This is a genomic window from Pseudomonas sp. LBUM1658, assembly GCF_059716055.1.
Genome location: NZ_CP166798.1, coordinates 4,895,555 through 4,912,768, shown reverse-complemented (window position 1 = coordinate 4,912,768; position 17,214 = coordinate 4,895,555). Strand labels below are relative to the sequence as shown.

The 17,214-nt window shown below is 57.8% G+C and carries 16 protein-coding genes; 11 read left to right on the top strand and 5 right to left on the bottom strand.

Features of this window, described 5'->3' with window-relative positions:
• Positions 1-127 precede the first annotated feature (127 nt).
• From sucC to ACA064_RS22500, 5 genes are all read left to right on the top strand, one after another.
• On the top strand, positions 128-1,294 hold the full coding sequence (gene sucC / locus ACA064_RS22520) for an ADP-forming succinate--CoA ligase subunit beta (protein WP_008148602.1): 1,167 nt from the start codon (positions 128-130) through the stop codon (positions 1,292-1,294).
• Complete coding sequence (gene sucD / locus ACA064_RS22515; RefSeq protein ID WP_497670100.1) at positions 1,294-2,175, top strand: succinate--CoA ligase subunit alpha; 882 nt, start codon at positions 1,294-1,296, stop codon at positions 2,173-2,175. The genes sucC and sucD overlap by 1 nt, the downstream gene beginning before the upstream one ends.
• A 400-nt stretch (positions 2,176-2,575) precedes the next feature.
• On the top strand, positions 2,576-3,889 hold the full coding sequence (gene brnQ / locus ACA064_RS22510; protein WP_497670099.1) for a branched-chain amino acid transport system II carrier protein: 1,314 nt from the start codon (positions 2,576-2,578) through the stop codon (positions 3,887-3,889).
• Positions 3,890-4,161: 272 nt separating this feature from the next.
• On the top strand, positions 4,162-4,902 hold the full coding sequence (locus ACA064_RS22505) for a DUF599 domain-containing protein (protein WP_497670098.1): 741 nt from the start codon (positions 4,162-4,164) through the stop codon (positions 4,900-4,902).
• Positions 4,899-5,300 (top strand): MAPEG family protein, encoded by a 402-nt coding sequence (locus ACA064_RS22500; protein ID WP_497670097.1) that lies wholly within the window; start codon positions 4,899-4,901, stop codon positions 5,298-5,300. The genes ACA064_RS22505 and ACA064_RS22500 overlap by 4 nt, the downstream gene beginning before the upstream one ends.
• A 63-nt stretch (positions 5,301-5,363) precedes the next feature.
• On the opposite strand, the gene ACA064_RS22495 is transcribed toward ACA064_RS22500, so the two are convergent.
• Positions 5,364-5,612, bottom strand: coding sequence for a hypothetical protein (locus ACA064_RS22495; RefSeq protein WP_497670096.1), 249 nt, complete (start codon positions 5,610-5,612; stop codon positions 5,364-5,366).
• A 159-nt stretch (positions 5,613-5,771) separates the two neighbouring features.
• Here ACA064_RS22495 and ACA064_RS22490 point away from each other — a divergent pair, with 159 nt between their 5' ends.
• The 4 genes from ACA064_RS22490 (at position 5,772) to ACA064_RS22475 (ending at position 9,556) form a co-directional block, all read left to right on the top strand.
• Complete coding sequence (locus tag ACA064_RS22490; RefSeq protein ID WP_497670095.1) at positions 5,772-6,248, top strand: PaaI family thioesterase; 477 nt, start codon at positions 5,772-5,774, stop codon at positions 6,246-6,248.
• Positions 6,245-6,697 carry a PaaI family thioesterase gene (locus ACA064_RS22485; RefSeq protein ID WP_497670094.1) on the top strand — a complete coding sequence of 151 codons (453 nt, stop codon included), beginning with the start codon at positions 6,245-6,247 and terminating at the stop codon, positions 6,695-6,697. Before ACA064_RS22490 ends, ACA064_RS22485 begins: the two co-directional genes overlap by 4 nt.
• A gap of 89 nt (positions 6,698-6,786) precedes the next feature.
• Entirely contained in the window at positions 6,787-8,691 is a 1,905-nt protein-coding gene (gene htpG, locus ACA064_RS22480) for a molecular chaperone HtpG (RefSeq protein ID WP_497670093.1), read from the top strand.
• A 136-nt stretch (positions 8,692-8,827) separates the two neighbouring features.
• The gene (locus ACA064_RS22475; RefSeq protein WP_497670092.1) at positions 8,828-9,556 is read left to right on the top strand and encodes a dienelactone hydrolase family protein; all 729 of its coding nucleotides are present in this window, start codon (positions 8,828-8,830) and stop codon (positions 9,554-9,556) included.
• Positions 9,557-9,687: 131 nt separating this feature from the next.
• On the opposite strand, the gene ACA064_RS22470 is transcribed toward ACA064_RS22475, so the two are convergent.
• The gene (locus ACA064_RS22470) at positions 9,688-10,575 is read right to left on the bottom strand and encodes a pirin family protein (protein WP_497670091.1); all 888 of its coding nucleotides are present in this window, start codon (positions 10,573-10,575) and stop codon (positions 9,688-9,690) included.
• 62 nt (positions 10,576-10,637) lie between these two features.
• On the bottom strand, positions 10,638-11,054 hold the full coding sequence (locus tag ACA064_RS22465) for an OsmC family protein (protein WP_497670090.1): 417 nt from the start codon (positions 11,052-11,054) through the stop codon (positions 10,638-10,640).
• A gap of 170 nt (positions 11,055-11,224) precedes the next feature.
• On the opposite strand from ACA064_RS22465, the gene ACA064_RS22460 reads away from it, so the two are divergent.
• Entirely contained in the window at positions 11,225-12,235 is a 1,011-nt protein-coding gene (locus ACA064_RS22460; protein ID WP_497670089.1) for an amidohydrolase family protein, read from the top strand.
• A 100-nt stretch (positions 12,236-12,335) separates the two neighbouring features.
• Positions 12,336-12,800: a DUF3859 domain-containing protein gene (locus ACA064_RS22455; RefSeq protein WP_497670088.1), complete on the top strand. Its 465-nt coding sequence runs from the start codon at positions 12,336-12,338 to the stop codon at positions 12,798-12,800.
• Positions 12,801-12,822: 22 nt separating this feature from the next.
• Here the strand turns inward: ACA064_RS22455 and ACA064_RS22450 are convergent, their stop codons facing one another.
• Positions 12,823-15,801, bottom strand: coding sequence for an EAL domain-containing protein (locus ACA064_RS22450; RefSeq protein WP_497670087.1), 2,979 nt, complete (start codon positions 15,799-15,801; stop codon positions 12,823-12,825).
• Complete coding sequence (locus tag ACA064_RS22445) at positions 15,789-16,790, bottom strand: substrate-binding domain-containing protein (protein ID WP_497670086.1); 1,002 nt, start codon at positions 16,788-16,790, stop codon at positions 15,789-15,791. Before ACA064_RS22445 ends, ACA064_RS22450 begins: the two co-directional genes overlap by 13 nt.
• Positions 16,791-17,214 lie beyond the last annotated feature (424 nt).

The window sequence follows — 17,214 nt, the reverse complement described above, 5'->3', positions numbered from 1 at the left end:
CCGGACGCAGTCTTGCGTAGCTGCACCGGGTACCCGGAAAGGTTACGCAAGCAGCAGTCACAGGTGGTGCGGCACTTGAACGAGTGCAGCACCGAATGCGCAGTACCTAACGAAGACGGTAATAAGCATGAATCTTCATGAGTATCAGGGTAAGCAGCTGTTCGCTGAATACGGCCTGCCAGTATCCCAGGGTTTCGCAGTAGACACCCCGGAAGCAGCAGCAGAAGCGTGCGACAAAATCGGCGGGACCGAGTGGGTTGTCAAAGCCCAGGTGCACGCTGGTGGTCGCGGTAAAGCGGGCGGCGTAAAGCTGGTTCGCAGCAAAGAAGACGCCAAGGCATTCGCTCAACAGTGGTTGGGCAAGCGTCTGGTGACTTACCAGACTGACGCCAATGGTCAGCCAGTCACCAAGATCCTGGTTGAATCGTGCACTGATATCGCTAAAGAGCTGTACCTGGGCGCTGTCGTTGACCGTTCGAGCCGTCGCATCGTGTTCATGGCTTCCACCGAAGGTGGCGTGGACATCGAGAAAATCGCTCACGACACTCCTGAGAAAATCCTCAAGGCCACTATCGATCCACTGGTTGGCGCTCAGCCATTCCAGGGTCGCGAGCTGGCTTTCCAGTTGGGTCTGGAAGGTAAGCAAGTTGCTCAGTTCGCCAAGATCTTCGTAGGTCTGGCCAAACTGTTCAAGGATCACGACCTGGCTCTGCTGGAAGTGAACCCGCTGGTGATCAAGGCTGACGGCGATCTGCATTGCCTCGATGCCAAGATCAACATCGACGCCAACGCCATGTACCGTCAGCCTAAGCTGAAGACTTTCCACGATCCGTCGCAAGACGATCCGCGCGAAGCGCACGCTGCCAAGTTCGAACTGAACTACGTGGCACTGGAAGGCAACATCGGTTGCATGGTCAACGGTGCTGGCCTGGCCATGGGTACCATGGACATCGTCAACCTGCATGGCGGCAAACCAGCCAACTTCCTCGACGTGGGCGGCGGTGCTACCAAAGAACGCGTTACCGAAGCGTTCAAGATCATCCTGTCCGACACTAACGTCGCTGCAGTATTGGTCAACATCTTCGGCGGCATCGTTCGTTGCGACATGATTGCCGAAGGCATCATCGGTGCAGTGAAAGAAGTCGGCGTGAAAATCCCGGTTGTTGTTCGCCTTGAAGGCAACAACGCTGAACTGGGCGCTAAAGTACTGGCAGAAAGCGGTTTGAACATCATCGCGGCTACCAGCCTGACCGACGCTGCTCAACAAGTTGTCAAAGCTGCGGAGGGCAAGTAATGAGCGTCCTGATCAATAAAGACACCAAAGTTATCTGCCAGGGTATTACCGGTTCGCAAGGTAGTTTCCACACCCAGCAAGCTCTCGAGTACGGCACCCAGATGGTTGGCGGCGTGACTCCAGGCAAAGGCGGCACCACTCACCTGGACCTGCCTGTTTTCAACACTGTGAAAGAAGCTGTAGCAGCCACTGGCGCCACCGCCAGCGTGATCTACGTTCCAGCTCCTTTCTGCAAGGATTCCATCCTTGAAGCAGCGTTCGGCGGCATCAAGCTGATCGTTTGCATCACCGAAGGCATTCCTACCCTGGACATGCTGGATGCCAAGGTCAAGTGCGACGAACTGGGTGTGGTCCTGATCGGCCCTAACTGCCCAGGCGTGATCACTCCAGGCGAATGCAAGATCGGCATCATGCCAGGTCACATTCACTTGCCAGGCAAGGTCGGTATCGTTTCCCGTTCCGGCACCCTGACCTACGAAGCTGTGAAGCAGACTACTGACGCCGGTTTCGGTCAGTCGACTTGCGTCGGCATCGGTGGTGACCCGATCCCGGGCTCCAACTTCATCGACATCCTGAAGCTGTTCCAGGAAGACCCGAAGACCGAAGCGATCGTCATGATCGGTGAGATCGGCGGTTCGGCTGAAGAAGAAGCGGCTGCCTACATCAAGGCACACGTGACCAAGCCGGTTGTTTCCTACATCGCTGGTGTGACTGCTCCTGCGGGCAAGCGCATGGGCCATGCTGGCGCAATCATCTCTGGCGGCAAGGGCACTGCGGACGAGAAATTCGCTGCCCTGGAAGACGCAGGCGTGAAAACCGTGCGTTCGCTGGCAGACATCGGCAAGGCTCTGTCCGAGCTGACTGGCTGGGCTATGAAGTAAGCCTCGTGCTTAGCTTGTAGCTCTGCTGACAAAGGCCACCTTCGGGTGGCCTTTGTCGTTCCTGAAGATCAAAAGATCGCAGCCTTCGGCAGCTCCTACGGGATTTGTGTGCACCCGCAATGCCTCGGGTGTATTCGGTCGGCGTAGGAGCGCCGAAGGCTGCGATCTTTTGATCTTTTTAGTATGTAAACGCGACGCGGAAATGTCGTGTATCGGATAGTTCGCACCCTAACAGTGCGTTTGTCGGGCAAATTCGTTAGGCTAGCAGCCATTTTTGCGTCCGCGGCCCATAAGGCAGCTACGCGTTAAACGGGTTAGTCCCATACGGACCGACAGCATTTCCCTCACCCATAGGGAGATCCCTCTCTAAATTCCGATTCAGTAGTGTGGTATTTCCTTAATGAAAGTGTTGAAAGGCCAGGACATCCTGGCACTTGGTTTTATGACGTTTGCCTTGTTCGTCGGGGCTGGCAACATCATCTTCCCGCCTATCGTCGGTTTGCAGTCCGGGCCTCATGTCTGGATGGCGGCGCTGGGCTTTCTGATCACCGCGGTCGGTTTGCCGGTGATCACAGTGGTTGCCCTGGCCAAGGTCGGTGGTGCAATGGATGCGTTGAGCAGTCCGATCGGTAAAGTCGCCGGTGGCCTGCTGGCAGCCGCGTGCTACCTCGCCGTTGGCCCGCTGTTTGCGACGCCGCGCACCGCGACCGTATCCTTCGAAGTGGGTCTGGCGCCGCTGACCGGGGAAAGCCCGCTGGCGCTGTTCCTCTATAGTTCGGTGTACTTCCTGCTGGTGTTCTTCATCTCGCTCTATCCGGGTCGTCTGCTGGACACCGTAGGACGTTTCCTCGCACCGTTGAAGATCATCGCCCTGGCCGTTCTCGGCATCGCGGCGTTTGCCTTGCCGGCTGGCGATATCGGTGTAGCGACCCCTGAATACGCTGCGGCGCCGTTCTCCCAAGGCTTTATCAATGGTTACCTGACCATGGATACCCTGGGCGCGCTGGTGTTCGGCATTGTCATCGTCAACGCGATCCGCTCCCGTGGCGTCGAGTCGCCGGCGCTGATCACCCGTTATGCGATCATTGCCGGACTGATTGCCGGCGTGGGGCTGGCGCTGGTTTACGTCAGCCTGTTCCGTCTCGGTTCGGGCAGCCATGAAGTAGCCGCAGGCGCAGCCAATGGCGCGGCGGTATTGCATGCTTACGTCCAGCACACCTTCGGCTCCCTGGGCAGCGGTTTTCTTGCGGTGCTGATCTCCCTGGCCTGCCTGGTGACGGCGGTTGGTCTGACGTGTGCCTGCGCCGAATACTTCAGCCGGGTCTTGCCACTGTCTTACAAGACGTTGGTGATCATCCTGGCGGTGTTCTCGCTGCTAGTGTCCAACCTGGGCCTGACCAAGCTGATTGCATTCTCGATCCCGGTACTGACCGCGATCTATCCGCCGTGCATCGCCCTGGTCGCTCTGAGCTTCTGCAAGGACTTCTGGCAGGAGCAGGGGCGGATCGTCGGCCCGGTGATGCTGGTGTCGTTCATCTTCGGTCTGATCGACGCCCTCAAAGGCGCCGGTCTGGCCGACTGGATGCCGACTCAGCTGGCTCACCTGCCACTGAGCGAGCAGGGTCTGGCGTGGCTGGTGCCGTCGGTCATGACCCTGGTGGCTGCGGTGGTCTGCGATCGTCTGCTGGGCAAGCGCGAAGAAGCGCTGGCCTAAGCCGCTGCTTGGCCCGTCACAAGCGGGCCTTGAGCTGCGCTCTACAAAATAGAAATGCCCCGTATCAATCGATACGGGGCATTTTTTATGGGGGCGATGCGGTGTCTTTTTCCTTGAGCTAACGTCGAAGCATTGCAAATCCCATGTGGGAGCGAGCCTGCTCGCGATGGTGGCTTTACATTCAGCAGAGATGTTGACTGATCCACCGCTATCGCGAGCAAGCTCGCTCCCACAGGTTACCGGCCATCCGCATCTACATCCCAAGGACCTGCATGTCGTTCATCCAAGCCAATCTGATCCACATCATCGCCGCGCTCTGGTTCGTCATCTGTTGGGGTGGTTACACCCGTTATGCCACGTGGAAGGGCCGTGACACCGCGTGTCTGGCCAGCGTATTGCACCTGTACCGCGAAGACTGGATGCGCCGCATGCTATTGCGCGATAACCGCATTGCCGACGCCAGCGTGATTGGCAATCTGGAGCGCAATGCGTCGTTCTTTGCCTCGAGCACCCTGATTATCCTGGCCGGCATTCTAACCGTGCTCGGCGCTTCCGAGCGGGCGGTGTCGCTGCTGGCGGACATTCCGATGGTGCAGCAAGCCTCCCAGGGCATGTCGGAGATCAAACTGTTGTGCCTGGCGGTGGTCTTTGTCTATGCCTTCTTTACATTCAGTTGGTGCATGCGCCAGTACAACTTCGCGGCGATTCTGGTCGGCTCGGCACCGATGGTTGGCGAGCGGCATGTTTCCGAGCAGGAGCGCAAAGCTTTCGCCATGCGTGCCGCGCGAGTCATCTCGCTGGCCGCCAACCAGTTCAACTTCGGTCTGCGCTCTTATTATTTCGGCATGACCATGCTGGCCTGGTTCGTCAGTCCCTGGTTGTTCATGCTGATGAGTGCCGGGGTGGTGTTCGTGCTGTATCGCCGGGAATTTCACTCCGACGTATTGGACGTTATGGTCTATACCCCTACTGAGGCGCCATTGCCCGAGGTGGTCAAGGAGATCAACCAATGAGTATTCCGTTCTGGTGTGTGTTCATCAGCGCACTGCTGATTATCATCGCCAAGATTCCGGTCGCCAGGGAGATGCAGGCGCAGGGTGGTTATGACAACCATTTGCCGCGCAACCAACAGGCACAATTGACCGGTTTCGGTGCTCGCGCGCTGGCGGCCCATCAGAACAGTTTCGAGGCCTTCATGTTGTTCGCGGCGGGGGTGTTGATGGCGCACACTACGCAGACGGCGGGATGGTTGATCGATTTGCTGGCGATCATCTTCGTGATTGCCCGGGTGCTTTACCTGCTTTGCTATTGGGTGGACCTGGCCTGGCAGCGCAGTCTGGTATGGGGTGTCGGGTTTGTCTGCACATTGCTATTGATGCTTAGTCCAACTTTTCGCACTGTCTTGATCTGAGTAATTTGCGGACAAAGAAAAGCCCGCACCAGGCGGGCTTTACTTGGAAGCGCTAAAACCGTATTAGTTGGTTTTAGGCGCCGTGGCCGGAGCTTCTTCGGTGGCTGCTTTGTTCGATTCAGCCTGAGCTTTGGCAGCTTCGGCGTTTTCTTTCGCTGCGTCGTTCACTTTATCCTGAGCTTCGTTCATTTTTTGCTGAGCTTCCTCGGAATGTTGAGTTGCATCTTGAGCTTTGTCCTCGGATTTTTTATCGCAAGCAGCGAGACCGAGGGTCGCGGTCAACATCAAGGCAATAGCTAAAGTCTTACGCATGGGGTGTTTCTCCTTAGTGAAGATATCTTCTGGCCTTTCGAGCACAGGCTCACAGGTTAAGTTCCTTGAAATGCATAGATATATTAAGGGCGCCGATCATGGAACTTTTACCTGATTCGATAATTGCACCACTGCGATACTAAGAAGAGAGTTAACCAAATGCCGCAAAACCTTGTTTTTGAACGCGCGACGCGCTTCCTGTCGGCCCTGCGGCACTGTCAGGTGCTGGGGATCGGCGTTTCCAGCGCCTCGACGGACGGCATCACGCTGATTCTGCCTTACAGCCCGCACATAGTCGGCAATCCGCTCACCGGAGTAATACACGGAGGCGCAATTACTTCCTTGATGGACACCGCCTGTGGCATGGCGACCTTGTGCGTATTAGCGGAATTCGAGGTTTGTCCGACCCTCGACCTGCGCATTGACTACATGCATCCAGCTGAACCCCACAAGGATGTTTATGGCTTTGCCCAATGCTATCGAGTGACTACCGACGTGATATTCGCTCGTGGCTTTGCCTATCAGGACGACCCCGAGCAACCGATCGCTCATGTGGTGGGTACTTTTATGCGCATGGGCAAGGGCATTAAAGGAACAAAAGGTTTTGGTGGTGCAATCAGTGGCGGTGCGGTATGACGGACTCATTCAAGGAACAACTGCAACAGGCTCACGCGCAGGGCGATTACGCCGCACTGCTGGAGTGGATCCCCTACGCCAAACTGATTGGGGTCGAGTGCTCGCGACTGGGGGATGAGTTGCTGTTTCGTCTGCCGGCAAACAAGGACAACATTGGAAACCCTATATTGCCAGCCATCCATGGTGGGGTCATCGCCGGTTTCATGGAGCTTGCCGCGGCCCTGCATTTGCTGGTCTTTACCGGGTCCCCCGGGGTGCCGAAGATTATCGACTTTTCCCTCGACTACCTGCGTGCCGGGCAGTTTCGCGACACTTTTGCCAAATGCCAGGTCTGCCGTCAGGGCCGACGCGTGGCGAACGTGGCAATCACTGCGTGGCAGACCACTGAGGCCGAGCCTATCGCCACGGCTCGCGCACATTTCAAGATTGAAGAGACACCTGGGTCTTGAAATCCTCGTCTTAGCCCCCAACTTTGATGACATCCCGCCGCCACCCATGCAGGGTGCGGCCAATGCCATCCAATCGGAGTTTGATGACCATGAGCGTGGAAACTCAAAAGGAAACCCTGGGCTTCCAGACCGAGGTAAAGCAACTGCTGCACCTGATGATCCATTCGCTGTATTCCAACAAGGAAATTTTCCTTCGCGAATTGATCTCGAACGCCTCTGACGCAGTCGACAAATTACGTTTCGAAGCGCTGTCCAAGCCAGATTTGCTGGAAGGCGGCGCCGAGCTGAAAATCCGTGTGAGCTTCGACAAGGACGCGAAAACCGTCACCCTCGAAGACAACGGTATCGGCATGAGCCGCGAAGATGCGATCACCCACTTGGGGACCATCGCCAAGTCTGGCACCGCCGACTTCATGAAGCACCTCTCGGGCGATCAGAAAAAAGATTCGCACCTGATCGGTCAGTTCGGTGTCGGTTTCTACTCCGCGTTCATCGTTTCCGATAAAGTCGACGTGTTCAGCCGCCGTGCCGGCCTCGCTGCCAGCGAAGGTGTGCACTGGTCGTCCAAGGGTCATGGCGAGTTCGACGTCGCGACCGTGGAGAAGGCCGATCGCGGTACCCGCATCGTGCTGCACCTGAAATCCGGTGAAGACGAGTTCGCCGATGGCTGGCGTCTGCGCAATATCATCAAGAAGTACTCCGACCATATCGCGTTGCCGATCGAGCTGCCGAAAGAACAGGCTGCCAAAGAAGGCGAAGAGGCACCAGCGCTTGAATGGGAAACCGTCAACCGCGCCAGCGCCCTGTGGACTCGCCCTCGCACTGAAGTGAAAGACGAGGAATACCAGGAGTTCTACAAGCACGTCGCCCACGATTTCGAGAACCCGCTGAGCTGGAGCCACAACAAGGTCGAAGGCAAGCTGGAATACACCTCGCTGCTCTACGTACCGACCCGCGCCCCGTTCGACCTGTACCAGCGTGAAGCGCCGAAAGGCCTGAAGCTGTACGTGCAGCGCGTGTTCGTGATGGATCAGGCCGAGTCGTTCCTGCCGCTCTACCTGCGCTTCATCAAAGGTGTTGTCGATTCCAACGACCTGTCGCTGAACGTGTCGCGGGAAATCCTGCAGAAAGACCCGATCATCGACTCCATGAAGTCGGCGCTGACCAAGCGTGTGCTCGACATGCTGGAAAAACTGGCGAAGAACGAGCCTGAGCAATACAAGGGCTTCTGGAAGAACTTCGGTCAGGTCATGAAAGAAGGCCCGGCTGAAGACTTCGCCAACAAAGAGAAAATCGCCGGCCTGCTGCGCTTTGCTTCGACTCACGAAGAGGGCGGCGAGCAAGTGGTTGCCCTGGCCGACTACCTGGCTCGCGCCAAGGAAGGTCAGGACAAGATCTACTACCTGACCGGCGAAACCTACGCGCAGGTCAAGAACAGCCCGCACCTGGAAGTCTTCCGCAAGAAAGGCATCGAAGTGTTGCTGCTGACCGACCGTATCGACGAGTGGCTGATGAGCTACCTCAGCGACTTCGACGGCAAGGGCTTTGTCGACGTGGCGCGCGGTGACCTGGACCTGGGCAACCTGGACTCGGAAGAGGACAAGAAAGCCGCTGAAGAAGTCGCCAAGACCAAAGAAGGTCTGGTCGAACGCATCAAGACCGCGTTGGGCGAGGCTGTCAGCGAAGTACGGGTTTCGCACCGGCTGACCGATTCTCCGGCGATCCTGGCCATCGGCGAACAGGACCTGGGCATGCAGATGCGCCAGATCCTCGAAGCCAGCGGTCAGAAAGTCCCGGACTCGAAGCCAATCTTCGAATTCAACCCGACTCACCCGTTGATCGAGAAACTCGACAACGAGCAGGGCGAAGAACGTTTCGGCGACCTCTCGCACATCCTCTTCGACCAGGCAGCCCTGGCCGCCGGGGACAGCTTGAAAGACCCGGCTGCTTATGTCCGCCGGTTGAACAAGCTGCTGGTTGAGCTGTCGGTTTAACAAGGTTGTAAAAAAACCCGCTTCGGCGGGTTTTTTTATCTGTAGGAGCCGAGCTTGCTCGCGATGGACGTTAACGATAACGCGTATTTTCTGAGTAAACGCGTCGCTCCTACACATCCCTTAACAGGAGTCTGAAATGAGCCAAGTCATTGTTCGTTCCGTGGTCTACCAGATCGATGGCCAACCCTATGAAAGTCGTGTGGCGTTTGATGCCAGCCAGAAGGACCCGCGACCGGGCCTGTTGATGGCGCCAAACTGGATGGGTGTCGGCGCGGGGGCCGAGAAGATTGCCGAGTCGGTGGCCGGCAAAGGCTATGTGGTGTTGATTGCCGATCTTTATGGTCAGGTGCTTCGCCCACAAAATGCCGATGAAGCGGGCGCGGCGATGATGCCGTTGAAAAATGATCGGGCCTTGCTGCGCAAGCGTATGCAGGCGGCGTTCGAAGCGCTGAAACATCAGGGCGAAGCGGCAGTTGATACCTCGAAACTGGCGACCTTCGGTTTCTGCTTCGGCGGTTGCTGCTCACTGGAACTGGCCCGCACTGGCGCGCCGTTGAAGGCCGCCGTGTCGTTTCACGGTACCCTGGATACGCCGAACCCGGCGGATGCGAAGAACATCAAGGGGGCGGTGCTGGTGCTGCATGGAGCCAGCGATCCACTGGTGCCCAAAGAGCAGCTGCCGGCCTTTGAAGACGAAATGAATGCCGCCGGTGTCGACTGGCAACTGCTCAGCTATGGCGGTGCGGTGCATTCCTTCACCGATCCGCAGGCCAACATGCCGGGCAAGATGATGTACGACGCCAGGACCGCGAACCGGGCATTTTTGTCGATGCACAATTTGCTGGATGAAGTGTTCAAGGGCTGATTTTTGTTTTGCCGCACAAAGATCAAAAGATCGCAGCCTATCGGCAGCTCCTACAGAAGAATCAGCGTCAACCCGGTCCATGTAGGAGCTGCCGCAGGCTGCGATTTTTTAGGGCCGCTGGCTTTCTACATCTACAGCGGTGTCGGTGCGGCCCGACCCACAGGCAACTCGATCCGCTCGGTCTCCCCCGGCACTTTCGGCCAATCCCCGGCCGCCCAGCGTGCGCGGGCCTGGTCGATCAACGCGGGATCGCTGGCCACAAAATTCCAGTTGATCCGCCGCGGACCGTCCATGGGCGCGCCGCCAAACAGCACCGCATGACAATCGCTTTGCGCAAACAGCGTCATGACTTCTCCCGCAGGTAAAACCACCAGAGAATGTGCCTCGACGGGCTCGCCATCCAGCTGTGCGTCACCGTCAAGCACGTACAGCGCGCGTTCTTCATGTTCGTCGGGGATCAGCAGGGTGGTCGCCGTCTGCAGGTGAAGTTCGGCGTACAGGGTAGGGGAGAGCACCGGCACCGGAGACTCCAGGCAAAAGCCTGACCCGGCAATCATCCGGATCTGTACCCCGAGGTTATCGCTGACCGGCAGGCTGTCGGCCGGGTAGTGGCTGTAATGACCCAGGCCTTGTTCATGTTCTTTCGGCGAGGCCAGCCAGATTTGCAACCCATGCATGCTGAAACCGCTGGCCTTGAGCGACTCGGGAGTACGCTCGACATGGGCAATGGCACTGCCGGCCGTCATCCAGCTGACGTCACCCGGTTTTACCCGTTGGTCCGAACCGAGACTGTCCTTGTGCTGGATTTCCCCTTCGAACAGGTAGGTCAGTGTCGACAGGCCGATATGCGGATGCTGACGGATGTTCATGCCTTTGCCTGCCGGATAGCGGGTCTGCAGCATGTGGTCGAAAAACACGAAGGGCCCGACGCTGCGGCACTTGGCCGACGGCAGCGGACGCAGGATCGGTTGACCTTCGACATCCTCGGCACGCGGGCGGATCACGGTCGGTGTGTTCATGGTGCATTCCAGGCTCGGCGGGTTATAGGCAAAAGCATAACCCGCCGAGACGGCACTTTCCGCTACTGGCTGAAAGCGCCTTCGGCCAAAAGGGTCTCGATGCTGACTTCGCTGGTGGTCATCAGTTTGTGCACCGGGCAGCGATCGGCCACGCGGTGCAGTTCGTCGCGCTGGGCGTCGGTCAGCACACCCTTGAGGGTCAGCTTGACCTGCAGCGCGTATTTGCCTTTCTGTTCCTGGCTGTTGTCGTGTTTGACTTCGACAGTGACCCCGGTCAGCGGGATCTCTTTCTTCTGCGCGTAAAGCTTGAGGGTCAGGGCTTTGCAGGCCCCCAGCGCCGCGTCGAAGTAATCATGGGGTTCCGGTGCGGTGTCTTCGCCACCCAGGTCCTTGGGCAGGTCGGTAAAGAAATGGTGATCGCCGACCTGGATGCTGTGACGAAAACTTTCGCTGGATTCGGTATTGACGGTAACAGTCATGGTAAACCTCATAGGCAGTGGGAAAGATCGCGCACCTGGCAACCAGGGTGCGGCGGGAAACAGCATTCAGTTATAGAACATCTGGTGCTTCAGGCGTTCCACTTTCTTTGCCGCTGAACCCTTGCTTGCGGAGCAGGGTCTATCCTGCTCACACCCTCCGGAGATTGCGCGTGCCCCTGACCCGCTTGAGTTTCGCCTGGCTGCTGATCCTTTCGAGCACCTGTGCCGATGCCCGCGAATATACCTACAGCGACGCGCACCTGCATTACGTCGACTTCTTCCAGGAGTCCGCCGGCATGGACAAATTGCTCAAGGCCATGGCCGACAACCGCATCGAGCATGTGATGATTTCCGGGCTTCCAGTGGCCAAGAAATGGCATGAAGACGAACCCAAGCGCCCGCGTTATTACGCCGGTGACGACGCTGATGCCTATTGGTACAGCGCCACTGATGTGATTGTTGCCGCGGCGGTGAACAAGCTGACGCCCGAACAGCGTCCGCGCTTTCATCCGTTTCTCTCGGGTTTCAATCCCAACGACAAGAACTCCGCAGCGCATATCCAGCGCATGCTCGATCTCAATCCGGGTCTGTGGCAAGGCATCGGCGAAGTCTTTACCCGCCACGACGACCTGACCGCGCTGACGTCTGGCGATACTCCGCGGGCGAATAACGAAGCGATGACGCGGATCTACCACCTTGCGGCGGAAAACGATTTGCCAGTGATGCTGCATTCCAACATCACCTCCAAGCGTGAGAAAAATCCGTTGTACCTGGCAGAAGTCGAGGAGCCGCTACGCAACCATCCCCACACGCGGTTTATCTGGGCCCATGCCGGAAGCAGTGTGGAAATCCATCGGCATCAGACGCAGATGGACTTTTTACTGCCGACCCTGGCACGGATGCTCGAGGCCTATCCGAATTTGTACATCGACCTGTCCTGGAGCATGCTCAGGCCTTATCTGCTGGACGATGCGGCTCAGCCTCGACCGGAATGGCTGAAGCTGGTGGAGCGCTTCCCGGAGCGTTTCATGCTGGGTTCGGACGTGGTGGGACGTTTCAACAAGGTGGGCAAGGAACTGCACAGCTTCGATCTGTTTCTGGATGCCTTGCCGGAGGATGTGGCGCGTAAGGTCGCGCGAGATAACTTCCTGGCGATCCTGCCGCGCACGCCCCCCCTGTAGGGGGGGCAAGCACCCTCGCCACAGTTGGGAACTCGCATCTGTCATCAGGCTGTCACGCTCGCGTCATAACCTCGCGCCCATCTCAATCAAGGAGCGCGATATGCACCTCTCCCGTTTAACCGCGCTGGCGGCGCTGATGATGATCAGTGGCCTGGCCAGTGCCGAAGTTCATGTGCAAGGCCCGGTGGAATACGGGGTTTTTGAAGGCCCGAAAGCCGAGTTGCAGTCGGGTGAGCGGGTGTTGCGCCGCAACAACCAGCAGATCGAACAGACAGAAATCGTCCCGGCGAAACTGGGCACCAAATTCGGCCTGCGTTATCAGCTGTCCGGTAAAGTCGCTGAAGATCAGCCATTGACCTTGCTCTACTTCACGCCGGGCATCCGCACCCCGGACGGCTTGCGCCACGATAAATTCGAAGTGACCCAGAAACTGGTGCCCGGCGCACCCCAGGACGTGATGGCCTATGAATTCACCGAAAGCCATGAAGTGATCCCCGGCGAGTGGCGCTTCATGGTGTTCCAGGGCGACCGGTTGTTGGCGCAACAGCGTTTTACCGTGCGCTGAGTCGTCGCAGACCTCGGTGGGATCAGGTCTGCCGATGCCGCACAAGCCCCGGTTGAGACCGCCGGGGTGTGCGCAACAATTGACTGATTTGCTCTGCACTGACGGCTTTGCTGAACAGGTAGCCTTGCATCTCATCGCAGCCGTTTTCACAAAGGAAGATTTTCTGCTCTTCGGTTTCGACTCCTTCGGCAATGACCTTGAGATTCAGCTTGTGCCCCAGGGAAATCACCGCGGTGGCGATGGCTCTGTCATTCTCGTTGGCGGGGAGGTCGCGCACAAAAGACTGGTCGATCTTCAGCCGAGCGATGGGAAAACTTTTCAACGCAGCGAGGCTGGAGTAGCCGGTACCGAAGTCGTCGATCGAGAGGCGAATCCCCATCGCTTGCAGTTCCTTCATCTTGCTGACGGCTTGTTGAAGGTCTTGCATGATCAGGCTTTCGGTCAGTTCCAGCTCAAGGTACATCGGGTCCAGTCCGGATTCTTGCAAGGCATTTCTCACCCGGCCGATCAGGTCCCTTTCGATGAATTGGCGTGCTGAAATATTCACCGACATGGTAATCGGCGGTCTGCCCGCATCCTGCCAGGCCTTGTTCTGCCGACACGCGGTGTGAATCACCCAGTCGCCGATGGGCACGATCAAACCGGTCTCTTCGGCCTGCGGAATGAATTTGACCGGAGACACAATGCCAAGTGTTGGGTGCTGCCAGCGGATCAGTGCTTCCACGCCGATAATCCGACCCGACTGTAAATCCACCTGTGGCTGGTACAGCAACAGGAATTCGTTATGGTTGAGTGCATTTCGAAGCCCGTCTTGCATGGCGAGCTTGCCCTGAACTTTGTTGTTCATCTCGCTGGTATAAAACTGGTAACTGTTACGGCCCAGTTCCTTGGCCCGGTACATGGCGGCATCGGCATTGCAGAGCAAGGTGTCGGTATCGTGGCCGTCGGCAGGGTAGGTGGCCAACCCGATGCTGCAAGTGACGTGGAGGGTATGCCCGCTGAGCTGAATCGGCTGCAGGATGGCTTCCTGGATTTTGTGCACGGCCGGGGTAATGCCGTCGAGGTTGGTGGGTTGGTCGAACAGGATGATCACAAACTCGTCGCCACCCAGCCGTACCACCGTGTCGGTGCGGCGTACGCAATCGAGCATTCGCTTGGCGACGGTTTTCAGCAGTTCGTCGCCGGCGCTGTGCCCAAGGCTGTCGTTCACCAGTTTGAATTTATCCAGGTCGAGGAACACCACCGTCACCAGACGTTTGTAGCGCTGTGCGTAAAGTATCGCTTGCCTGAGACGGTCTTCGAGCAGTATGCGATTCGGCAGTCCGGTCAGCGCATCATGGTCGCCCATGAAACGGATGCGTTTTTCGGTGTGCTGGCGTTCTATTGCGATACCGGCCAGTTGCGTCGCCATTTCAATCAGTTGCGTCTCGATCGTAGTCGGGCTGCGCACCGTTTGGGAATACAAGGCAAATGTGCCCAATACCTTGCGTTCATGGGACAGGATTGGCGTTGACCAACAGGCGCGAAATCCATAAGGCGCAGCGAGTGAACGGTACTCTTCCCACAACGGGTCTTGCTCGATATCCGTGACGATGACCGGTTCTCGTCGATACACCGCGGTTCCGCAGGAACCGACTTTCGGACCGATCGCAACCCCGTCGATGAGCCGGGTATAGTCCTTCGGCAGACTGGGGGCTGCTCCATGCAGCAGGTGTGTGCCATCCTCGTCCAGCAACAGGATGGACACCATCATTCCCTCAAGCTGCGACTCAACCAGGTGAGCGAGGCTGTCGAGGACCTCTTCGAGTTCGGTGCTCCTGGCAATCAGCTCGAGAACATGACCTTGTCCGGCGCGGATCACGGCTTCTTGCTGTAACTGGCTGTTTTGTACCGCGAGCCGCTCTGTGGCGGTGCTCAATTGGGTGGTTCTTCTTTCCAGCTGGTGACGGTTTTTAAGGAACTGATTCACCGCGCGAGCCATGTTGCCAATCTCGTCCTTGCCATGTTCGGCCATCATCAATTGCGCGTCGTCGACCTGCTCCTGGCGCAATTGCCGGCTGATCTCATTCAGCCTCGCGAGTACATGGCGGCCCATGAAAACCCGGGTCACAAACCAGGCGAAGATCAGGCTGGCGCCCAACATGATCAGCACCCATTGCTGACTGCGATTGGAGGCTTCGACCAAGCGTTGCACGGCTTCGCGATAGGCTTCGGTGTAGGCGCTCGATTGTGCACGGGCCACCGCGACCAGCATCCCGGCCTGAGTTCTCAGTTCCTCATGGAAACGCTGTATGACATCGTGCTGGTTGATGATCCTCAGACGCAGGGAGAACAGATCGGGTGTATCCAGCTGCACCTCGGGTAATTTGCCTGCCGTTCGTGACAGGTTCTCGTAGCGGGTCCGCAACAGTTGTACGGCATTGCTGTCACCGGCTTGTGGCAGTTCAAAGAGTAAAACCGCCAGGCCCATGCTGACCTGGGTTCGGGTCGCGGTTAACTGGACGATGCGCTCCTGCAGGCTTTGCTCGAACCTGACTTCGGTTTGCAATTTGCTTTCTCGCAGTTGTGCCACGATGTTGGCGGTATTGCGGAATAACTGGCTCGACTGATGCACGTCGAGTATGGCTACGCCATTGTTCGCGGCCGTCAGCTGCAATACCAGCCGATCAAGAGCTTCAAGCTGTTCGACGGTCGCGGCATAGGTTAAGTGCAGGGTCTCGAAAGAGCGGGTCGTCAGTAGTTGATCGGTCTGGCGTTCGATCAGCAGTGTGTTCTGCACCATGTCCTGTCCATATTGCATACGGACCAGTCGTTCATCCGTCAGCTGGCGGGTGGCGCTGTTTGAGGTCCGTAACGCGTAGACCGCAGTCGCGCCACCGGCCAGGATCAGCAGCGCCAATGCCAGAAAAGCCAAATTGAACTGCGCCCGCAGCGATTGCGGCAGCAGCCGGCGATACAGGCTGGTGATCCGTGAAGGCACGTCCAATGTCAAGGATTCCATAGGTGACGGTAGATATCCCGGTAACCATTGTCCGGGTCGTACTGAAACTTGTTCCCGCCATCGAAGGCGATATTGTCGATATTGACCAAGTGAATCGGTGCCACGAAGCCACTCACTGGCTGCCCCGCAAACAACCGGTTCAGTTCATCCATCACTTGCCAGCCGTGCAGGTTGAGTGGCTCGGCCACGGTGACGGTTTGATAGGTATTTGCCTTTATGCGTAAAAATGCCGAAGCACTGCCATCACCGGCAGACAGCAGGCTCATGCCGTCACTGGGAATCCCGGCACCGGTCAAGGCGACAATCGAGTAGTCGAAATAGATATCGTTGATAGCCAGCGTATGGGTCCAGCGCTTGCCGAAGCGCTGAAGCAGTTCCCGGGTGATTGCAGGCATCTGCTCGCTGCTTTGCGAGATCGCGACATCGCGTACTTCCAGCAATGTGCATTCCTGACAAGCCCGGATCACGTTTTCCATGGCCTTGGCTTTCGCTGTGGCGATGCTGTATCTGGAGTCGGTCAGGATGACCACGCCGGCCTGTCCGTTTGACTGTGCCACCGCCGCCATGGCGGTGAGGCGAGCCACTTCCAGCGGGTCAGTGGTGACGTTCATCGCCACCGGCGTGCCACGAATCGGCCCGGGCTGTGCGCCAGTATGCCAGCCAACCACTGGCACACCCTGGAGGGCGAACGAAGTCAGCTCCCCATTGTTCTCGAGGGCATCGGAGCCACACAGAACCAGCCCGTCGGGTTTTGCTGCCAAGGCATCGGCAAAAGCCTTCGCGCGCCCGACCGTGGATCCGCCGCCATCGAATATCTTCAGCGTCCAGCCCATCGCCGTAGCCGCCTCGCGGGCACCCTGCGCGACTCCGACAATCCCCCCGTTACGTAAATCTTCCGCGACAAAGGCAATGTTCTTGCCACGCCGGGCAGACGGGCCGGATACCGGGCCGCTCCAGCGAAGGGCTTCGAGGGTGGCCCTGGAAACCATTTGCTGCGCCTGATTCACCGTAACCTTTTCGATGTCCGCTGGCGGATTCGATAAATTTTGAGCGTAGCCGGGCGCGGCGGTGAAAAGGCAGAAGGCTGTAATCGAAGAGATCCTGAGTATCCAGGAGGGGCGCAAACACTTGGGGTTATCACTGCATCCAATACCGGGCCCGAAGCCGACGGCGCGATCATATTCTGGCATGGCGTCCCTTTTCGTCGAGAGTGCAGCAGGGGCCGCGAGGACCGTCGTATCTGCTGTCATCACGTCTTGCAGGCTATGTGCGCGAACTTTAGTCCTGAACATTCAGGAAAAGGGGCAGGGTCCGGGGCACAAGACTAGGGACGAAGGCCAACTGGCATCGTTGACCAGATCGGGTGGTATTACAAGGGACAAACCACCAGGCAAAAAAACGGCACCCGCAGGT